Here is a 15,270-nt window from a genome sequence, read left to right as displayed (position 1 = left end):
AAGTTCATTTCTGGTACTTATCGATAATTTCCTGGAAAGAATCTGCAACATATGATAGATTCTCCCTGCCAACTTGGAAAGTACTGAGCTTGAAGTACTTGGTAAGTCCTGACTTGATACCATGGATATTACGCTGCTTCAACTCCTTGTAAAGGAAATACCTGCCCTTCTTTGCTGTCTGTGAAATATCATAGAACACAGGAGCCTCGAAGAACATAAGGTCATGGTTGTGTGGTTTGTCACCCATCTGCATGATGCCCATATCCTCAAGCTTGGCTGAGAACCAGCGTGCATCTGCAACCTCATTGTCCCAGTTCTGTGTCCTGCGTACAACATCTGGGAAAGATGCAATCATTGTCATCACGGTTGCACCTCTTGCAGTACATCCGAGAAGCTCGACCTCTTTTACTTTATGAGTCGGGGATTTTCTGAAAACTATGTCAGCATAGTCTTCCTTTACACCAAGCACACCTATGGGACCGGATGAAGCCATTGACTTATGACCGCTTCCAACTACGAAATCAACACCCATCTTCTTAGCATGGATAGGCATCCTGCCCACAGAATAAGCTCCGTTGAGCATAAGAGGCACATCATAGCTGTGGCAGATATCGGAAATTCTCTTCACATCTGCAAGGTTACCGTAACTTCCGTCAGGATATGTGACCTGAGCCAGTGCAGGAGCTTTACCAGTTTCACTTATGACCTCTTCAATAGCAGTAGCATAAGCTTCAACATCTGTTTTGTATTCAGGACTTCCACTGTGCGGAACGGTCTTTATATTCAGCCTTGCACGCTGCGCAGCAACAAATGATGAGTAGTGAGCAAGCCCGTCAAGTACAACATAATCGCCTTCCTGAGCAATGGAATGCATGACTGCAAACTTGGATTCCCTTGCACCGTGGGTTATCCTCACGGCATCCGTATCAAGAAATGCAGGCAATGCGGTATGAACAAACTCCTCAATTGGAGGTTTTTTGATAAGGTCAAGGACACCACCACAGAAATCACAGACCGAGTATCCGTCCCCCCATTCAACAAGTGCCTTGCGGGCGTCTTCTGTGAGTTTTCCGCCTGTCTGCAACGGATCAATATTTATCGCGTCTTTCGGACCACGTGCGATAAACCCGAATTTACTAAGAATAGAATCATCAAGTTCCATAATATTACCCTGTAAATCTGTGAATTATAGTTGATAGTGAACTTTCCAATACTAGTTAAAAATGTTCGTTGTAAAATTCTTTGATACTATGTAATTCAGAAAAATGGCATAGTTCCAACTAGAAGAAAAGTATAATAAAAGAAAAAGAGCACCGAAGTGCAATTTAAAACAAATTAAATATCAATAGCTGTCTTGAAAACATCAAGGAACTCGTCACAATCATTTACGATATTGTTAGCAGCATCCTTCACGACCTCAATAGGATCTGCACCATCTGTCTTTACAAAAAGGATAGGATCACTAATTGATACGTGTTTCATGTCGTATGTTGCTATCTGAACTCTCTTGTCATCGAGCAGAGCGGACTTGAGCATATTGAGAAGGGTGTGGTTCTCACCAATGATCTCAAGATGCATTTCATCTTCTGTTTTGTCAATGATCTTCAATTCCATCTTTATCTCACCATAAGTAATGTGTAATTATTAAACTGTAAGTTTAAACTATATATAAACGATAATCAAACGGGAATCGATTAAACGATTCCGGTTCCGTAGTCTGCAGAGAGCTTTCTTGTCTCTGTGCGGCCACATTCAGGACATTTCAGTTTCTTACTGTCCTTTACCAGTGGGCTGTGGCACCTTGAACAATATGCCTTCATAACTCCGAGGGACTTGTCATCTGTGCTCAGACGCATGTTCTGAGTATTAATGACCTTTGCCTTCACAACATCAGAAAGTGAAAACTCGTAGCCAAGGTTTTTGACATAGGAATCCTTCACGTTGGATACATGGATTGCTGCAGCACCATTAGTCTGGAACTCACGCTCTCCCTTTCCTTTGATTGCACCGATCTCGACAAGAGCCACTGAATCACGCATATTGACAACGCTTCCGATAACAATATCGCCTTCCTTGATCTCAGGAGGAATGCTTGTCTGAGGTACTATAGAGATTGTTCTTGATTTTCTGTCAACTTTTACATATCCTGTGTTAAGTGAGTGAATATCTGCAACGTTGACATAAGTTCCTGCGCCTGCCCTGAACTCTTCAGTGGTTCCTACAAAATCACCAGGCATTACAAATACAGATTCTTCTGTACTAAGTTCCTCTTCATCATCCATATCATCATCTTCTGTTGATCCTTCATCGGGCTTATTATCTCTCTTTCCTGACCTTCTTTTACGGCCCTGTCCTTTCTCTTCAACAGAGTCATCCACAACTTCTTCTGCTTCGATTACTTCTGCTTCTGAAGAAAGAACCTCTTCTTCACTTACCTGCTGGTCTTCAGAATCAGATGATTTGATCTTCCTGCGTGAAGTCTTACGTCTATTTCTTATCCTAATTAGAATCCCTTCTTATAATCTGAAACTATATAAAAATGCACAAATCCATGAATTCCTTCAAGTAAGAACCGCATTTCTTAAAATATTATCGTACTATACGATAAATCTCTACTTTTACCATTTCTACTTCTTTTTTATGGAATTTAAATGTTCGTTTCATTGGAAATGCCGTTGAGTACCAGTCTGTTATTCTGGCATCACCTATGAACTTACTTATAAAATCATGGCTCCCGCAATTATGAATGGAATATATAACATCACTGGTTTTCAACGCACTTAAAAGAAACGGTCGATCATTACCCTTGGTCTGAGCACCAAACGGTGGGTTCATGACAACGGTATCAGCGTGCCCTTCAACCTCAAAAATATCAGCATGGATGAACTCAACATCAACTCCAAGCTTCTCGGCATTTCTGCGGGCAACTTCCAGAGCCTTGTTATCAATGTCAAAACCAACAACCTTCTCAGCTCCAAGAAGCTTTGCACCAATGGCAAGCATACCTGTTCCGCATCCAAGGTCAAAAACCGTCCCTTCAAGGTCACCCTGCATAAATGCAAAATGAAGCATTTCAGCAGCAAGCAATGCAGGAGTAGCATACTGCTCCAGGTTCACATTGGGAGAATCGAAACCTTCCACCTGCTCCAGCAACATCTCAAGCTTACGCTGCTTCAATCTTATTCACCTGTGATCTCATCAAAGTAAAGGTCTTCCCATTCCCTTTCACCAAGCACTATCTCAAATTCCAGTGGAGTAAGCATTGGAGCATTGAACCTTCCAACCTCATCAATTGCCAGACGGGGACATGCAGTATTAACAAAAGCATCAACCCTGAACTGCAATAACTGGTCTGGCGTTACTAGATCCATTGTAAAAACATGAGCACTTTTGCCATGCTTTTTTGCCATCCTTTTAAGATCCATGGCAAGTTCCATACGCTCCTGTCCCGGTTTAGATGATACAACAATACCAAAGACCTCTGCATCAAGGGACTTTGCAATGACAGCACTTCTCTGTCTCAGAACTTTAGAATAATCCGCTTCCCTGAGTTCATTGACAAAAGGATCAGCTATAAGAACACGTTTCTTCATGGCAAGTGAAACACCAAGCGGATGGAATTGTCCGCTTCCAATGAAAAGATATTCATCACAATCTGCATTACGGGCGGCTGAGAAATTACAACCAAGCACCTGACCCGGATATGCAATCTTGCTGTCACCCTGACATATCACGCATTCCTTTCCATGCTTTTCCAGAACCTTTACAGCATCATCCAGTTTATGTACATGCTGTACCGTTGTGATAAGACCGATACGTTTCCCTTCCAGTCTGGAAGCTGCAAGTTCCACAACATCCGTTACATCGACAGCCGACCTTGTCTCTATGAAATATACTTTCTGTGAGAGTTTGTTATCATCAAGATGAGCATGTCCAAAATGGAAAAGAATATCAACATCATTGAGCAGAGCTACATCAAGGTCGCAGGCTCCAAAGCATGGATTCCCGGAGACGAATACTGTTACACCTGTTTCATCCTCAATACGTGAAGCTATTCCCGGGGAACGTCTCTTGAAACCTTCCGGGAACTGCAATCCCACTACTTTTGCACCTGTATCATTAATTACAGAAATTATGTATTCAATCCTGAAATCGAAAGCTTCACCGTCACTCATGTATATCCTCAATGGAAACGCCTTTCTCTGTCACATCGATACGGACAAGTGTTTTCACATCAATGTCCATTTCCTTCAATCTGGAAACACCGTCACCACGTTCAATAACTACAATAGTATCGGTTACAGTGGCACCAACTCTTTTAAGAGCACTCATCAGTGCCACAAGGGTTCCCCCGGTGCTGATGACATCATCCACAATAAGAACCCTGTCACCTTCAGAGATGTCATTTATGTAAAGCTCACCCTTGGAGTAACCGGTTTCCTGTGACAGTTTTATCTCGCCTTCAAGACCATACGGTCTCTTTCTTATAATACAGAATGGAACTCCGGTCTTCATGGATATTGCAGTTGCCAGAGGTATTCCCATAGCCTCAATGGCAATTATCTTGTCAAAATCCCTGCTGACCATTCCCAGAATATGTTCCGTTACCTCTTCCAGAAGTTCCGGCTCGAGCCTTGGAACTCCGTCCGATATCGGATGAATAAAATAATGGTATTTTCCCCTGTGAACGATTGGCGCATTCAGCAGGGATTCACGTAGTATCTTTAGCATAGTTACCGCCTTACTACCTGCCAGTATATAAAAGGAGACCGTTGAAGTAAAACTTCACGGTCATTAAGCAGCGAAAGCCGTTACCTGGTCCCTTTCCTGCTTAATAGCAGAATAAAGGGCTTCCTTGCTCAGTGACATAGGATGATAATAACTTCCATTGCTTTTCATTGCAACCTCTTTTGCAAGCATTGAACCGGTTGCACTTATGTCAACAACAAGAATATTGACGCGGTGGTCAGCTACCTGCTTGCAGACCTGCATGATCTCCCTCTTGATATTGCCACCAAGATGCAGCGGAGAATTAGCAGTGCCATCTGTTACAAGTATCATAATAGGAACAGCTGATGGCTCTTTCTTCACTTCACGGACAAGAGTATCCAGACCTCTCAGCAGCCCGGAGGCCATAGGAGTTGTCCCCCCGAAAGGAACCTTCTCAAGATACCTTTTTGCAGCTTCCACCGATGAAGTGAACGGCAGCACCAGTTCCCCTGTACGACCACTGTATGTTACCAGTGAAACCCTGTCCCTGCGCTGGTAAGCGTCTTTCAGCAGTGCAAGAACAACGCTTGTGGTTATCTGAACCTTGTCGCTCTCATCCATTGAACCGGATGTGTCAAAAACAATATTGATCAGGCTGGAAATACGTCTTCTTCGTACTTTCTCCCTGATGTCACCTTTCTTGATCTCTATCTTACCATCCTTTGCGTGATGAGCAGCAGCTCTTACAGTTGGAGCAATAGCAATATCAGTGATCCTCTCCCCTGGCATCCTGTACCTTACATAACGTCCGCGCTTGCTCTTGGTAAGCACCTCTGCACGCCTTCCGGATTTCAGCCTGCCTGCTGCAAGCCTCTTCTTCTGGGAGTTGCGGGCAAAGTCATTGAGGATCTTACCAACTGTCCTGTCCTCTTTCAGGTCATCAAACAATTTACCGGATTCTGATTTCGAAACTCTTGACTCAACCTCTAACTCTTCCTCAAGTTCGTCATGGCTGAGAATGGGAACGTATTCCTTTGGAGTAAGGTCTACACATACTTCAGGTTCATAAATACATATTTCCTCGGACTCACTGTACTCAGCTTCAAGAAGAACTTCATCGAGAAGAGAAGCAGGGGCTTCAAAGGATAGCTCCTCAACAGGATAATCTTCCTCAGGAGCTTCCATACTATACTGAACTTCCAGATTAACATTTACTTCCAAATTTTTCTGCTCAGCCTTTACTTCAGCTTCAGAAATGTCATCTTCAACAGGTTCAAGAATATCAGCAAATATCGACCTTTCAGGGTCAATTTCCTGATGGTCTGAGGATTCAGTACCCACAAAAGAATCTTCAGGAATTATATCCTCTACAAGAGAACTATCCGGTTCTGAAATATCAGGAGGAAGGATGATAGCATCATCGATAGCTACACTGTCCTGAGCATACCGGAATACATCTGCAAGAGCTGAATCTGATGTTCCTATAAGAGGCTTGAAAAAGGTTTCAGCTTCTATTGACATATAGTCTGAATCTGCAACTATGCAGACATCCCCTATTTCACCCGGTCTTATCTGCTCCATATTTGCATACAGGTTCTCGTAGAGAATATCCGTATCCTGTTTGGAAAATTCTGAAACGGAATTTCGGGGAATACGCAGACCAAGCACAGGATAACCTAAGTACAACACTTTAATGCCATAATTGCGAGGAAGATTCCTGCGCAGGCGTTGAACAAGTTCGTCGTCCATCCCCGCACCTCATTCAAACCTTGCCGTCAACCACCGCTCTTAGCTGGTCAACACTGAACTCTTCTTCTTCAAATGGCTTCTTACGCATCCTGTGAGGAAGCACCATTTCAGAAGCTTCAATGATATCATCGTTGGTGATGCGCTCCCTGCCCTCATAAGCAGCATTTGTCCTGGCGGCACGCTCTATCATGATATCCGCACGGTGTCCGTCCACATTAAAAGCAATGCAGATCTCGGCAATTGTACGCAGGTTGTCCCTTGTTGTAGTGACACGTGGAAGCATTTGCATGGCTTTTACAATCTTTGAACGCAGTTTTTCCTGCTCGGACTCGAACTCACGGATGAACTGTTTAGGTTCATCGTTGAACCTGTTACGTCTTTCAACAATCTCAATACGCTGCTCTACATCATAGATACCTGTGACCTCAACCTGCAATGCTATCCTGTCAAGCAGTTGCGGACGTAGCTCACCCTCTTCAGGGTTCATACTTCCCACAATAATGAAATTTGCAGGATGGCTTACGCTTACTCCTTCACGTTCAACGGTGTTTACACCCATTGCAGCCGCGTCCAGAAGTGCATCGACTACAAAATCGTCAAGCAGGTTTATTTCATCAACATAAAGAATACCACGGTTTGCCTGGGCAAGAATTCCAGGGTCAAATGCCTGTACACCCTGGCGTACAGCCTTTTCGATATCAAGACTGCCGACAACCCTGTCTTCTGTTGCGCCCACAGGAAGGTCCACGACCCTCATCTGGCGCCTGCCAATGTACATTGTACCTTTGCGTTTCTTCTCCTGGCATTCCCAGCAGAACTTTGCAGGATCGTTTGGATCACAATTGAACTTACAACCTTCGACCATTTCGATCTCAGGTAATATTTCAGCAATGCCCCTTACTGCAGTTGATTTTGCAGTGCCTTTCTGACCGCGTATAAGAACACCGCCAATAGATGGATTGATAGTGTTAAGAATGAGTGCGCGGAGCATTTTCTCCTGTCCGACAATTCCAGCAATCGGATAAAGCACTCTTTCTGTCTTTGTAGCCTGTCTGGCAATATCCTCCAGATATTGTGACGGAGACTCGTTTTCTACTACTTTAGGAACCTCTGTAATTGTCCCGATGATACTTGAACTCATATTATCGCCTTCCCAGCATGAAATCTTGACTTTTGTTTGTTGCGTTTGTTGTTGCTTTTAGTGTTCCTGAACTTTACAGATACCTCAGAATAATTGCAGAGATAAGTGCCATGAATAGGAGAATTAGTCCACCTATGAAGAATCCGAACACAACTTTTGTGTGTACTTTCTTTTCTGCATTTTTTGCCAGTCCGTTGAGCTCATAGAGAGAGAATGTGGAACTTAAAAGAAAAAGGATGGCTGAAAGAAGTAACAGTGATCCTGCAACCAGAATATATTCTGCTGTCCATGTCAACGCCTTGGCGTTCAGAAGATCTATGAAAAAGTCTTTTCCGTGCCTCACATATGAAGCTGTGATCCACAGCATAGTGTAAGCGATCTCTGCCGCGCCCATTATCACTGAGCACAAAGCAGATGTCATAAGCGTGACCATCATCCCTATATCAGGGATTTTCAAATCTATTTTCCATTCATCACCCACAATTTCACCTTAGGAGTATGTTTTGTTGGTATGCCCTCAAATTGGAGATACGGGATATATGCATTATAATAATAAAAATATACTTATTAAAATAGTTAGTGAGCCACATTAAATAAAAATGAATGTATGCAGAGCAAAAGACTGTTTCTGCATTATTTAGAACTGTTTTAATACTGTTTCAGCAAGATTTCTACTGATTCCCACAGTCTTCATCAAAGTATCAGTTCTTGAAACACTGCACCCCAGTTCACTGAAACGTCCAACGTCAATCGGGTCACGCTCATCGATTATCAGATGGTCAAGGAAATCAGAATAGTATGAAGCAACGCCATAAGATGAAACTTCAATCCCCCTTGCAGTCATAAGTTTACCTGCCGGTCCGCTTACAGGTTCGGTTCCGATTATCGGACTGACTGCGATCACCTTTTTCTCTTTCAGAATATCCCTCATTCCCGGAAGCTCGATTATTGGTCCGATACTTGTTATAGGATTGCTCGGGCCTATCAGAACATTATCTTCCCTTTCCAGAGCCTCCACAACAGCCGGAGAGATACTTGCCTTTTCAATACCTTCCTGGCATACTTCAAGAACCTCAGGCTCACCATGTTTGCCAACCCAGAAATCCTGGAAATGCATCTTTTCTTCCGGTGTATTTATCATGCTTGAAACCGGGTCATCAGACATTGGGAACACATTGGCCTTTACACCGAATGATTTTGAAAGACCTATCGTTGCCTCTGTAAGTGTAAGGCCACTCCTTATCAGGTCTGAACGCATTATGTGGGTTGCACGGTCAATATCACCAAGCATCATAACCTCATCATATCCCAGTTCCTTCATGGCACCGTGAGTTCGATATGTATCATCTTTCACACCCCACCACTTTGAAGTGTCAAGCCTGCCTGAAAGCAGGTAGAGCACAGTGTCAATATCAGGTGTGATCAGGTTTCCTGAAACCCATATGTCTTCCGCAGTGTTAACCACAACTGTGATCTTTTCTTCGGGGTAAACTTCGCGAAGGCCGTTCAGTAATTTGGGTGTGCCGGTGCCGCCTGAAAAGATAATCATCTTAGTACATCTCCTTGCCAGTTTTGCTTCGTTATACGGTTCAAGCTATATAAGTAAAGACCTCGTAAAATAATATAAGTTTATTTCAGAGAAATCAGGAGAAGGAATTTTGGAGAAATCAAGAAGAATACTGGCCTATGGCATTCTGGCCATAGTCATTCTAATACTTGCGCTCACAGGGATTATTGTAGCTATTATGCATATTCCAATAGAGGGATCATCAGGAGATATCGCTGTTATAGACCTTGATGGAACAATATATTCCAGAGGTACAGAAGAAGGTCTTTTCAGTGATTATCAACCCGGAGTTGAGGACTATATAGAATGGATAGAAGATGCGCAGGAAGATGACGGAACAAAAGCTATCATCATCAGGATTAATTCTCCCGGCGGCGAAGCCATTGCCAGTGAGAAACTTGCAAAGGCAATAAAGGAAGCATCTGAAAAGAAAGTTGTTGTGGCATACGTTGAATCAATGGCAGCTTCCGCAGCTTATCAGGCGGCATCATCTACTGATTATATTGTGGCTGAAAAACAGTCGCTTGTTGGTAATATAGGAGTAAGAATGGAAATTATCCATTACTATGGCCTGATGGATGACCTTGGTATAAACGTTACAACTATCAAAAGCGGTGAATACAAGGACATAGGTTCCCCCACAAGACCCATGACAGAAGAAGAAAAGGAAATGCTTGGGTCCATTGTTAACGAAAGCTATGATGACTTTGTCTCATGGGTAGCAGAGAACAGGAACATGACCCTGGAGGAAACCTACAAGGTTGCAGACGGCAGGATATACAGTGGTTCCCAGGCAAAGAAAGCAGGACTTGTTGATATGGTAGGAACCGAGGAAGATGCAATAGATATTGCCGCAGAGATGGCAGGCATATCAGGTGAACCGGAACTATATGAATACGGAGGGAAATCTTCCGGCTTTCTGGGGATGAAATTCAATGATGCATTGTATTCTTTCGGGTACGGTCTTGGAAAAGGTCTGGCAGAAACATCTGTTGAAGAAACGTCCCCATCCTATGGGATGTATTTTTGAGATTACTGACATTGACAGGTGAGCAGAAACAGAAACGAGTGCAAAATCATTATAAGATGAAGTATATGTAGGTTGTATGAAAGTCATCCGTGACCCTATACATGGATATATTGAGCTTGACCCGCTCACGTTATCGATAATCGATTCACCGCAGATGCAGCGACTTAGAAGACTGAGCCAGCTTGGCCTGTCAAACCTTGTTTATCCCGGAGCTAACCATTCACGTTTTGAGCACTCTCTGGGTGTCATGCATCTTGCCACCATGCTAACCGGAAAGATAGATTCAGTCACAGATGATGAAAAAGAAGAACTCAGGGTTGCTGCTCTTCTCCATGATGTAGGACACGGACCATACTCACACGTAACAGAAAACCTTACAAAACTTTACACAAGACAGCACCATGAGGATGTTCGTGAGATTCTTAAAAAAGGTGAACTTGGTGACATTCTCAGTGATAACGGCCTGAATCCGGCAGCCATTGAAGACCACATACAGGGAAAAACAGACATCGGAAAGATACTCAACAGTGAGATAGATGTTGACAGAATGGACTATCTTGTGAGAGATTCTCATTATACTGGAGTCGCTTTTGGTCTTGTTGACCATGTAAGGCTCATCAATGAGATGAAGTTCTATGAGAACAATCTTGTAGTGAACGCTGGCGGTGTCAAGGCAGCAGAATCACTTCTGGTTTCCAGATTCCTGATGCATCCGTCAGTTTACTATCATCATGTATCAAGAATTGCTGAAACGATGTTTACAAGAGCAGTTGATGATCTTATCCAGAAAAGGTCACTTAATCCTTTTGACCTCAGGAAGATGGATGACTCCAGACTGCTGGAAATGATACGCAACGATGATGGTTATGCAGGTGAGCTTGCACAGAGACTTGACAACAGGAAACTCTACAAGAGGGCGATGTATGTTGGGTTTGAGGAAGTCGGCGAGGGAGTACTTAAACATCGCAAGAACATCAAAAGAGTGGAAGCTGAAATTGCATCTGAAGTTGGGATTGAGCCTGAAGCTGTGCTTATCGATATTCCCAGAAATCCGGAAATAGCTGAAATGAAAGCTCTTGTGAAAGTAAATAACAGAATGCTTAGACTTGATGAGGCATCTCATGTTGTTGCCACCCTGGAGCAGGCACACCGGGATAACTGGAAAATGGGAGTTTATACTCCAACCGAATACAGGGAAGCTGTCGGAAAGGCGGCAAAGAACTTCTTTGAAGTCAAAAGGACCACGAAACAGTTCCGTCTGACAGAAATCGAGGAATAATATGCTGGAGATCAGGAAGATTGCGGCGGGTATCAGCCTTGTGCTTGAATGGAAAAAGACAGGTAAGGATTATGTTGCCAGCCTTACCGGTGGTGATGAACACGTAGGAGCTGTTGGAGTCGGGTTCTATGACCATGAATCAAAAAGAGCATCTTCATCTGTGGTTACAACACCAGGACACAGGGAAACTGAAATCGCACTGAATGGTGCAAAGGCATTCAGCAAAGCCTGCAAAGCGACATCCGTATTCATAGTTGGCATTCATCTGGACAATATTACACTCAATGAAATAAATGAAATCATTGCTGCATCAGAGGAAATGATCAGTGAACTTGCTGTAATTATAGAAAAGTAGGAGAGGGATTTTAATGGAAGTAGTAATAGGTATCAGCGGGGCTTCGGGTTCTGCTTACGGAATACGTTTACTGGAAATTCTTGCAAAAACAGACATTTTTACCCATCTTGTCATGACAAAGGCTGCAAAGCAGATACTTGAGATAGAGACTGATTACGAGTTACCCTATGTCGAAGGGCTGGCAGATGCTGTCTATGATGAAAGCGACTTTACAGCGCCAATTGCAAGTGGTTCTCACAGGTTCTACGGGATGATCATTGCCCCATGCAGCATGAAAACACTTGGTGAGATTGCAGGCGGAATGTCTGACAACCTGCTAGGAAGGGTCGCTGATGTTTGCCTCAAGGAGAGACGAAAACTGGTGCTTATGCCACGTGAAACTCCTCTGAACCAGATTCACCTTGAGAATATGCTGCGACTTGAGAGAGCCGGCGGAATAATTCTGCCAGCATGCCCGGGTTTTTATTCCAAACCAAAGACAATCGATGATCTTGTAAATTCAATGGCAGGTCGGGCACTTGACCTGATGGATATTGAAAACGACGTTTACAAACGCTGGGAGTGAGATGGCACTTTCAGGAAAAAGACTCTGCCTGAACACAGTGTTCACCCTGTGGCTGCGTGAAATGCTGCGATATAAACGCTCACGTTCAAGGATAATAGGTTCCCTTGCAACGCCACTTTTTTTTCTTGTGATTATGGGTTCTGCACTGGGAAGTACCATGACCCTTCGCAGCGGCAGGTATATTGATTACATGGCTCCGGGAATCATAGGCATGTCAATTCTCTTCGCATCGCTTATGGGAGGAATTTCTATCATATGGGACAGGGAATTCGGCTTCCTGAAAGAGATTCTAGTGGCGCCTGTAAGCCGCTTTTACACTGCTCTTGGAAAAGCTGCTGGTGGAGTCACAACCGCAATGGTGCAGGGCACACTGCTCATGATCATCAGCGGAGTTATTGGAATAGAATATGTTTCCATATGGAGAGAGCTCCTGTGCATTCCGATAATGTTCACGATGGGACTGGGGTTCATTGGTCTTGGCATTACATTAGCCTCTAAAATAGAATCACATGAAGGTTTCCAGATGATGATGACTTTCATCACGTTTCCAACCATTATGACAAGCACTGCATTTTACCCGATGGAGAATCTCCCAGGCTGGCTGAGCATACCTGTTCACCTGAATCCACTAACGTATGGTGTGGAAGCACTGAGATGGATGCTGCTGGACGCTTCCGATGTGCCTATCACCCTGTCACTTGGAGTTATCACAGCTTTTGCACTTATTATGATGACAATTGGAAGCAGGGCTTTTGACAGCGCAGTTGACCAGTGAGAAATAATTAGATCAATGAATCTAAATCGTCATCAAATGTTCTGATAATAGGATTTGGTTAAAAAGGAAGAAAGAAAGGAGAAAAAATATTCATCCTTTCTTAAATTGTGTTTTACTTTTTGCGATATAAAAATGCAGCAATCAGCCCTGTTGTTCCGCATACTATTCCAAATCCAGGGGATTGTGAACTTTCAGCATTTTCATCTGTTTCGATATCTGTTGCAGCATCTTCTACAGAAGTGTCACTAATAGACTCTGCTACAGTATTTTCGGAGTTATCCTCGTCGTTTACATTTTGTTCAATTGCCTGACTGCTCACTGCGAATTTCTGTATTCGTGCATTTCCACTATCAACAACATATACGTTTCCAGAAGAATCGACTGCAATTCCAGATGGATTACTGAATTCTCCTTTTCCGTCACCCTTAGAACCCCATTCAGTTATGATATTGCCATCACTATCATATTTCTGAACAAGATTATTGTTGCAGGCTGCAAAAATATTATCCGACGAATCAATAGCAATCTTCCATATAACTGCATAGGAACCACAATCCCATCTGGTTATGAAAGTTCCTTTGTTATCGAATTTTTGGATATATTTTCCGTCAGCAACATAGATATTATCTGAAGAATCAACAGCAACATCATTTATGGATGAAAATTCACCATCATCTGCACCCTGTGAACCCCATATAGCTATGGAATTGCCATCGCTATCAAACTCTTGAACACGATAGTTCCCTGAATCTGCAACGTAAATATTACTGGAAGAATCGACAGCAATTCCACCAAGATTATCAAATTCTCCTTTTCCATGACCGGAAGAACCCCACTCCAATATGAAATTACCATTACTATCAAATTTCTGAATGCGTGCATTGTCATGATCCACAACATAGACATTACCTGATGAATCAACGGCAACATCCGTTGGATTGCTAAATTGTCCCTCGCCTGCCCCATTAAAACCCCATTTAAAAATGAAGTTACCGTTACTATCAAATTTCTGAATACGGGAATTGATACCTTTTGTACTTGCAGTGGAAGGCATGCCGGAATCAACGACATAAACAGAACCAGAAGCATCAACAGCTATGCCATTCGGGAGATTGAATTTCCCGCCTTTTGTACCTTCATAACTCCATTTTCTCAGGAAGCTGCCAGCATCATCAAATACTTTTACGCAAAGGTTCCCGTAGTCAGCGACATAGACATTACCCGATGAATCGGTAGCAAGATCATAAATGTAATCGAGTTCTTCATTACTATTCCCGGCGGAACCCCATGAATTAATAACCGTACCATCTGAACCTAATTCCTGAATTAAGTTGTGATTTGCAATGAAAACATTATCTGAACTATCAACTGCAATATTAACGAAGTTATAAGCTGTCCATTCATCGATTAAGTTTCCTTCTCCATCATACTTTTGGATGTTGTTACTTGAAGCGGCATAAACATATCCGGATGAATCGACAGCTATATCCAGTACATTGCATTTCCATTTTGTAATGAAGTTGCCCTCGCTATCGAACTTCTGAATACGCTGGTTTTGAGAATCAACGACATAAATATTGCCTGACGAATCAACGGCAATACTGCGGATATAATTAAATTCGCCATCGTCGCTGCCCTGATAACCAAATTTAAGAATAAAATTACCATCGCTATCAAATTTCTGTATACGATTTCTTTCTGCAACATAGAGGTTATTTGATGAGTCCAGAGCAAGACCGTTTGCAACAGCCAGTTCACCGTCTCCATTCCCTGAAGGACCCCATTCAGCAATTTTGTTGCCTGATGAGTCGAACTTCTTAATCATGTTTATGTCTGAATCATATGCCACGGCATAACTGTCAATTGTATAAACATTTCCAGAAGAATCAACGACAACACTGGTCGGATGATATTCATAATAACCGTTATTAGCACTTGAACCCCATTCTGTCACAAATGAATAAGTTTCAGCATGCGTTACAGAAACACTGGCCAGTATAGAAATCAGTAAAAGAAGAATTAATGACGTTTTTTTCCAAATAAGATTATTTATCATATTCACTCCTCAATTAGTTTAATATAAATATTTGAAAAAGTAA

At 42.8% G+C, this 15,270-nt stretch carries 16 protein-coding genes; 5 read left to right on the top strand and 11 right to left on the bottom strand.

The window, feature by feature from the left end; translation table 11 throughout:
- Window positions 1–4: 4 nt before the first annotated feature.
- The 10 genes from pscS to cofD form a co-directional block, all read right to left on the bottom strand.
- Window positions 5–1,162 (bottom strand): O-phospho-L-seryl-tRNA:Cys-tRNA synthase, encoded by a 1,158-nt coding sequence (gene pscS, locus RE474_RS08485; RefSeq protein WP_309309947.1) that lies wholly within the window; start codon window positions 1,160–1,162, stop codon window positions 5–7.
- 173 nt (window positions 1,163–1,335) lie between these two features.
- A complete protein-coding gene (locus tag RE474_RS08480) occupies window positions 1,336–1,614 on the bottom strand; it encodes a DNA-directed RNA polymerase subunit L (RefSeq protein ID WP_309309946.1) in 279 nt (92 codons plus the stop codon).
- Window positions 1,615–1,694: 80 nt separating this feature from the next.
- The gene (locus RE474_RS08475) at window positions 1,695–2,378 is read right to left on the bottom strand and encodes an exosome complex RNA-binding protein Csl4 (RefSeq protein WP_309309945.1); all 684 of its coding nucleotides are present in this window, start codon (window positions 2,376–2,378) and stop codon (window positions 1,695–1,697) included.
- 211 nt (window positions 2,379–2,589) lie between these two features.
- Window positions 2,590–3,177: an METTL5 family protein gene (locus RE474_RS08470; protein ID WP_309309944.1), complete on the bottom strand. Its 588-nt coding sequence runs from the start codon at window positions 3,175–3,177 to the stop codon at window positions 2,590–2,592.
- A gap of 2 nt (window positions 3,178–3,179) precedes the next feature.
- Complete coding sequence (gene dph2 / locus RE474_RS08465; RefSeq protein ID WP_309309943.1) at window positions 3,180–4,175, bottom strand: diphthamide biosynthesis enzyme Dph2; 996 nt, start codon at window positions 4,173–4,175, stop codon at window positions 3,180–3,182.
- Complete coding sequence (hpt, locus tag RE474_RS08460; protein WP_309309942.1) at window positions 4,168–4,731, bottom strand: hypoxanthine/guanine phosphoribosyltransferase; 564 nt, start codon at window positions 4,729–4,731, stop codon at window positions 4,168–4,170. Before hpt ends, dph2 begins: the two co-directional genes overlap by 8 nt.
- A gap of 63 nt (window positions 4,732–4,794) precedes the next feature.
- Window positions 4,795–6,459 carry a VWA domain-containing protein gene (locus RE474_RS08455; protein WP_309309941.1) on the bottom strand — a complete coding sequence of 555 codons (1,665 nt, stop codon included), beginning with the start codon at window positions 6,457–6,459 and terminating at the stop codon, window positions 4,795–4,797.
- Window positions 6,460–6,472: 13 nt separating this feature from the next.
- Window positions 6,473–7,600, bottom strand: coding sequence for a magnesium chelatase ATPase subunit I (locus tag RE474_RS08450; RefSeq protein ID WP_309309940.1), 1,128 nt, complete (start codon window positions 7,598–7,600; stop codon window positions 6,473–6,475).
- Window positions 7,601–7,673: 73 nt separating this feature from the next.
- On the bottom strand, window positions 7,674–8,081 hold the full coding sequence (locus RE474_RS08445) for a hypothetical protein (protein ID WP_309309939.1): 408 nt from the start codon (window positions 8,079–8,081) through the stop codon (window positions 7,674–7,676).
- 156 nt (window positions 8,082–8,237) lie between these two features.
- Window positions 8,238–9,149 carry a 2-phospho-L-lactate transferase gene (cofD, locus tag RE474_RS08440; RefSeq protein WP_309309938.1) on the bottom strand — a complete coding sequence of 304 codons (912 nt, stop codon included), beginning with the start codon at window positions 9,147–9,149 and terminating at the stop codon, window positions 8,238–8,240.
- Window positions 9,150–9,258: 109 nt separating this feature from the next.
- Here cofD and sppA point away from each other — a divergent pair, with 109 nt between their 5' ends.
- The 5 genes from sppA to RE474_RS08415 all read left to right on the top strand — a co-directional run bounded on the left by sppA (window position 9,259) and on the right by RE474_RS08415 (window position 13,171).
- A complete protein-coding gene (gene sppA / locus RE474_RS08435) occupies window positions 9,259–10,197 on the top strand; it encodes a signal peptide peptidase SppA (protein ID WP_309309937.1) in 939 nt (312 codons plus the stop codon).
- Window positions 10,198–10,273: 76 nt separating this feature from the next.
- The gene (locus RE474_RS08430; protein WP_309309936.1) at window positions 10,274–11,476 is read left to right on the top strand and encodes an HD domain-containing protein; all 1,203 of its coding nucleotides are present in this window, start codon (window positions 10,274–10,276) and stop codon (window positions 11,474–11,476) included.
- A gap of 1 nt (window position 11,477) precedes the next feature.
- Complete coding sequence (gene lpdD / locus RE474_RS08425; protein WP_309309935.1) at window positions 11,478–11,831, top strand: prenylated flavin chaperone LpdD; 354 nt, start codon at window positions 11,478–11,480, stop codon at window positions 11,829–11,831.
- 13 nt (window positions 11,832–11,844) lie between these two features.
- On the top strand, window positions 11,845–12,396 hold the full coding sequence (locus RE474_RS08420; RefSeq protein WP_309309934.1) for a UbiX family flavin prenyltransferase: 552 nt from the start codon (window positions 11,845–11,847) through the stop codon (window positions 12,394–12,396).
- Window position 12,397: 1 nt separating this feature from the next.
- The gene (locus RE474_RS08415; protein ID WP_309309933.1) at window positions 12,398–13,171 is read left to right on the top strand and encodes an ABC transporter permease; all 774 of its coding nucleotides are present in this window, start codon (window positions 12,398–12,400) and stop codon (window positions 13,169–13,171) included.
- Window positions 13,172–13,283: 112 nt separating this feature from the next.
- On the opposite strand, the gene RE474_RS08410 is transcribed toward RE474_RS08415, so the two are convergent.
- A complete protein-coding gene (locus tag RE474_RS08410) occupies window positions 13,284–15,227 on the bottom strand; it encodes a 6-bladed beta-propeller (protein WP_309309932.1) in 1,944 nt (647 codons plus the stop codon).
- Window positions 15,228–15,270 lie beyond the last annotated feature (43 nt).

The sequence above is a fragment of the Methanolobus sediminis genome (genome assembly GCF_031312595.1).
Taxonomy (GTDB): Archaea; Halobacteriota; Methanosarcinia; order Methanosarcinales; family Methanosarcinaceae; genus Methanolobus; species Methanolobus sediminis.
Note: the sequence above shows the minus strand (reverse complement) of the source record. Positions and strands in the feature narration are given on the sequence as shown.

Excerpts from the sequence above, each read along its gene's own strand:
- pscS (WP_309309947.1), bottom strand. The coding sequence starts at position 1,162 with ATGGAACTTGATGATTCTATTCTTAGTAAATTCGGGTTTATCGCACGT.
- RE474_RS08480 (WP_309309946.1), bottom strand. The coding sequence starts at position 1,614 with ATGGAATTGAAGATCATTGACAAAACAGAAGATGAAATGCATCTTGAG.
- dph2 (WP_309309943.1), bottom strand. The coding sequence starts at position 4,175 with ATGAGTGACGGTGAAGCTTTCGATTTCAGGATTGAATACATAATTTCT.
- hpt (WP_309309942.1), bottom strand. The coding sequence starts at position 4,731 with ATGCTAAAGATACTACGTGAATCCCTGCTGAATGCGCCAATCGTTCAC.
- RE474_RS08455 (WP_309309941.1), bottom strand. The coding sequence starts at position 6,459 with ATGGACGACGAACTTGTTCAACGCCTGCGCAGGAATCTTCCTCGCAAT.
- RE474_RS08450 (WP_309309940.1), bottom strand. The coding sequence starts at position 7,600 with ATGAGTTCAAGTATCATCGGGACAATTACAGAGGTTCCTAAAGTAGTA.
- cofD (WP_309309938.1), bottom strand. The coding sequence starts at position 9,149 with ATGATTATCTTTTCAGGCGGCACCGGCACACCCAAATTACTGAACGGC.
- RE474_RS08430 (WP_309309936.1), top strand. The coding sequence starts at position 10,274 with ATGAAAGTCATCCGTGACCCTATACATGGATATATTGAGCTTGACCCG.
- lpdD (WP_309309935.1), top strand. The coding sequence starts at position 11,478 with ATGCTGGAGATCAGGAAGATTGCGGCGGGTATCAGCCTTGTGCTTGAA.
- RE474_RS08420 (WP_309309934.1), top strand. The coding sequence starts at position 11,845 with ATGGAAGTAGTAATAGGTATCAGCGGGGCTTCGGGTTCTGCTTACGGA.
- RE474_RS08415 (WP_309309933.1), top strand. The coding sequence starts at position 12,398 with ATGGCACTTTCAGGAAAAAGACTCTGCCTGAACACAGTGTTCACCCTG.
- RE474_RS08410 (WP_309309932.1), bottom strand. The coding sequence starts at position 15,227 with ATGATAAATAATCTTATTTGGAAAAAAACGTCATTAATTCTTCTTTTA.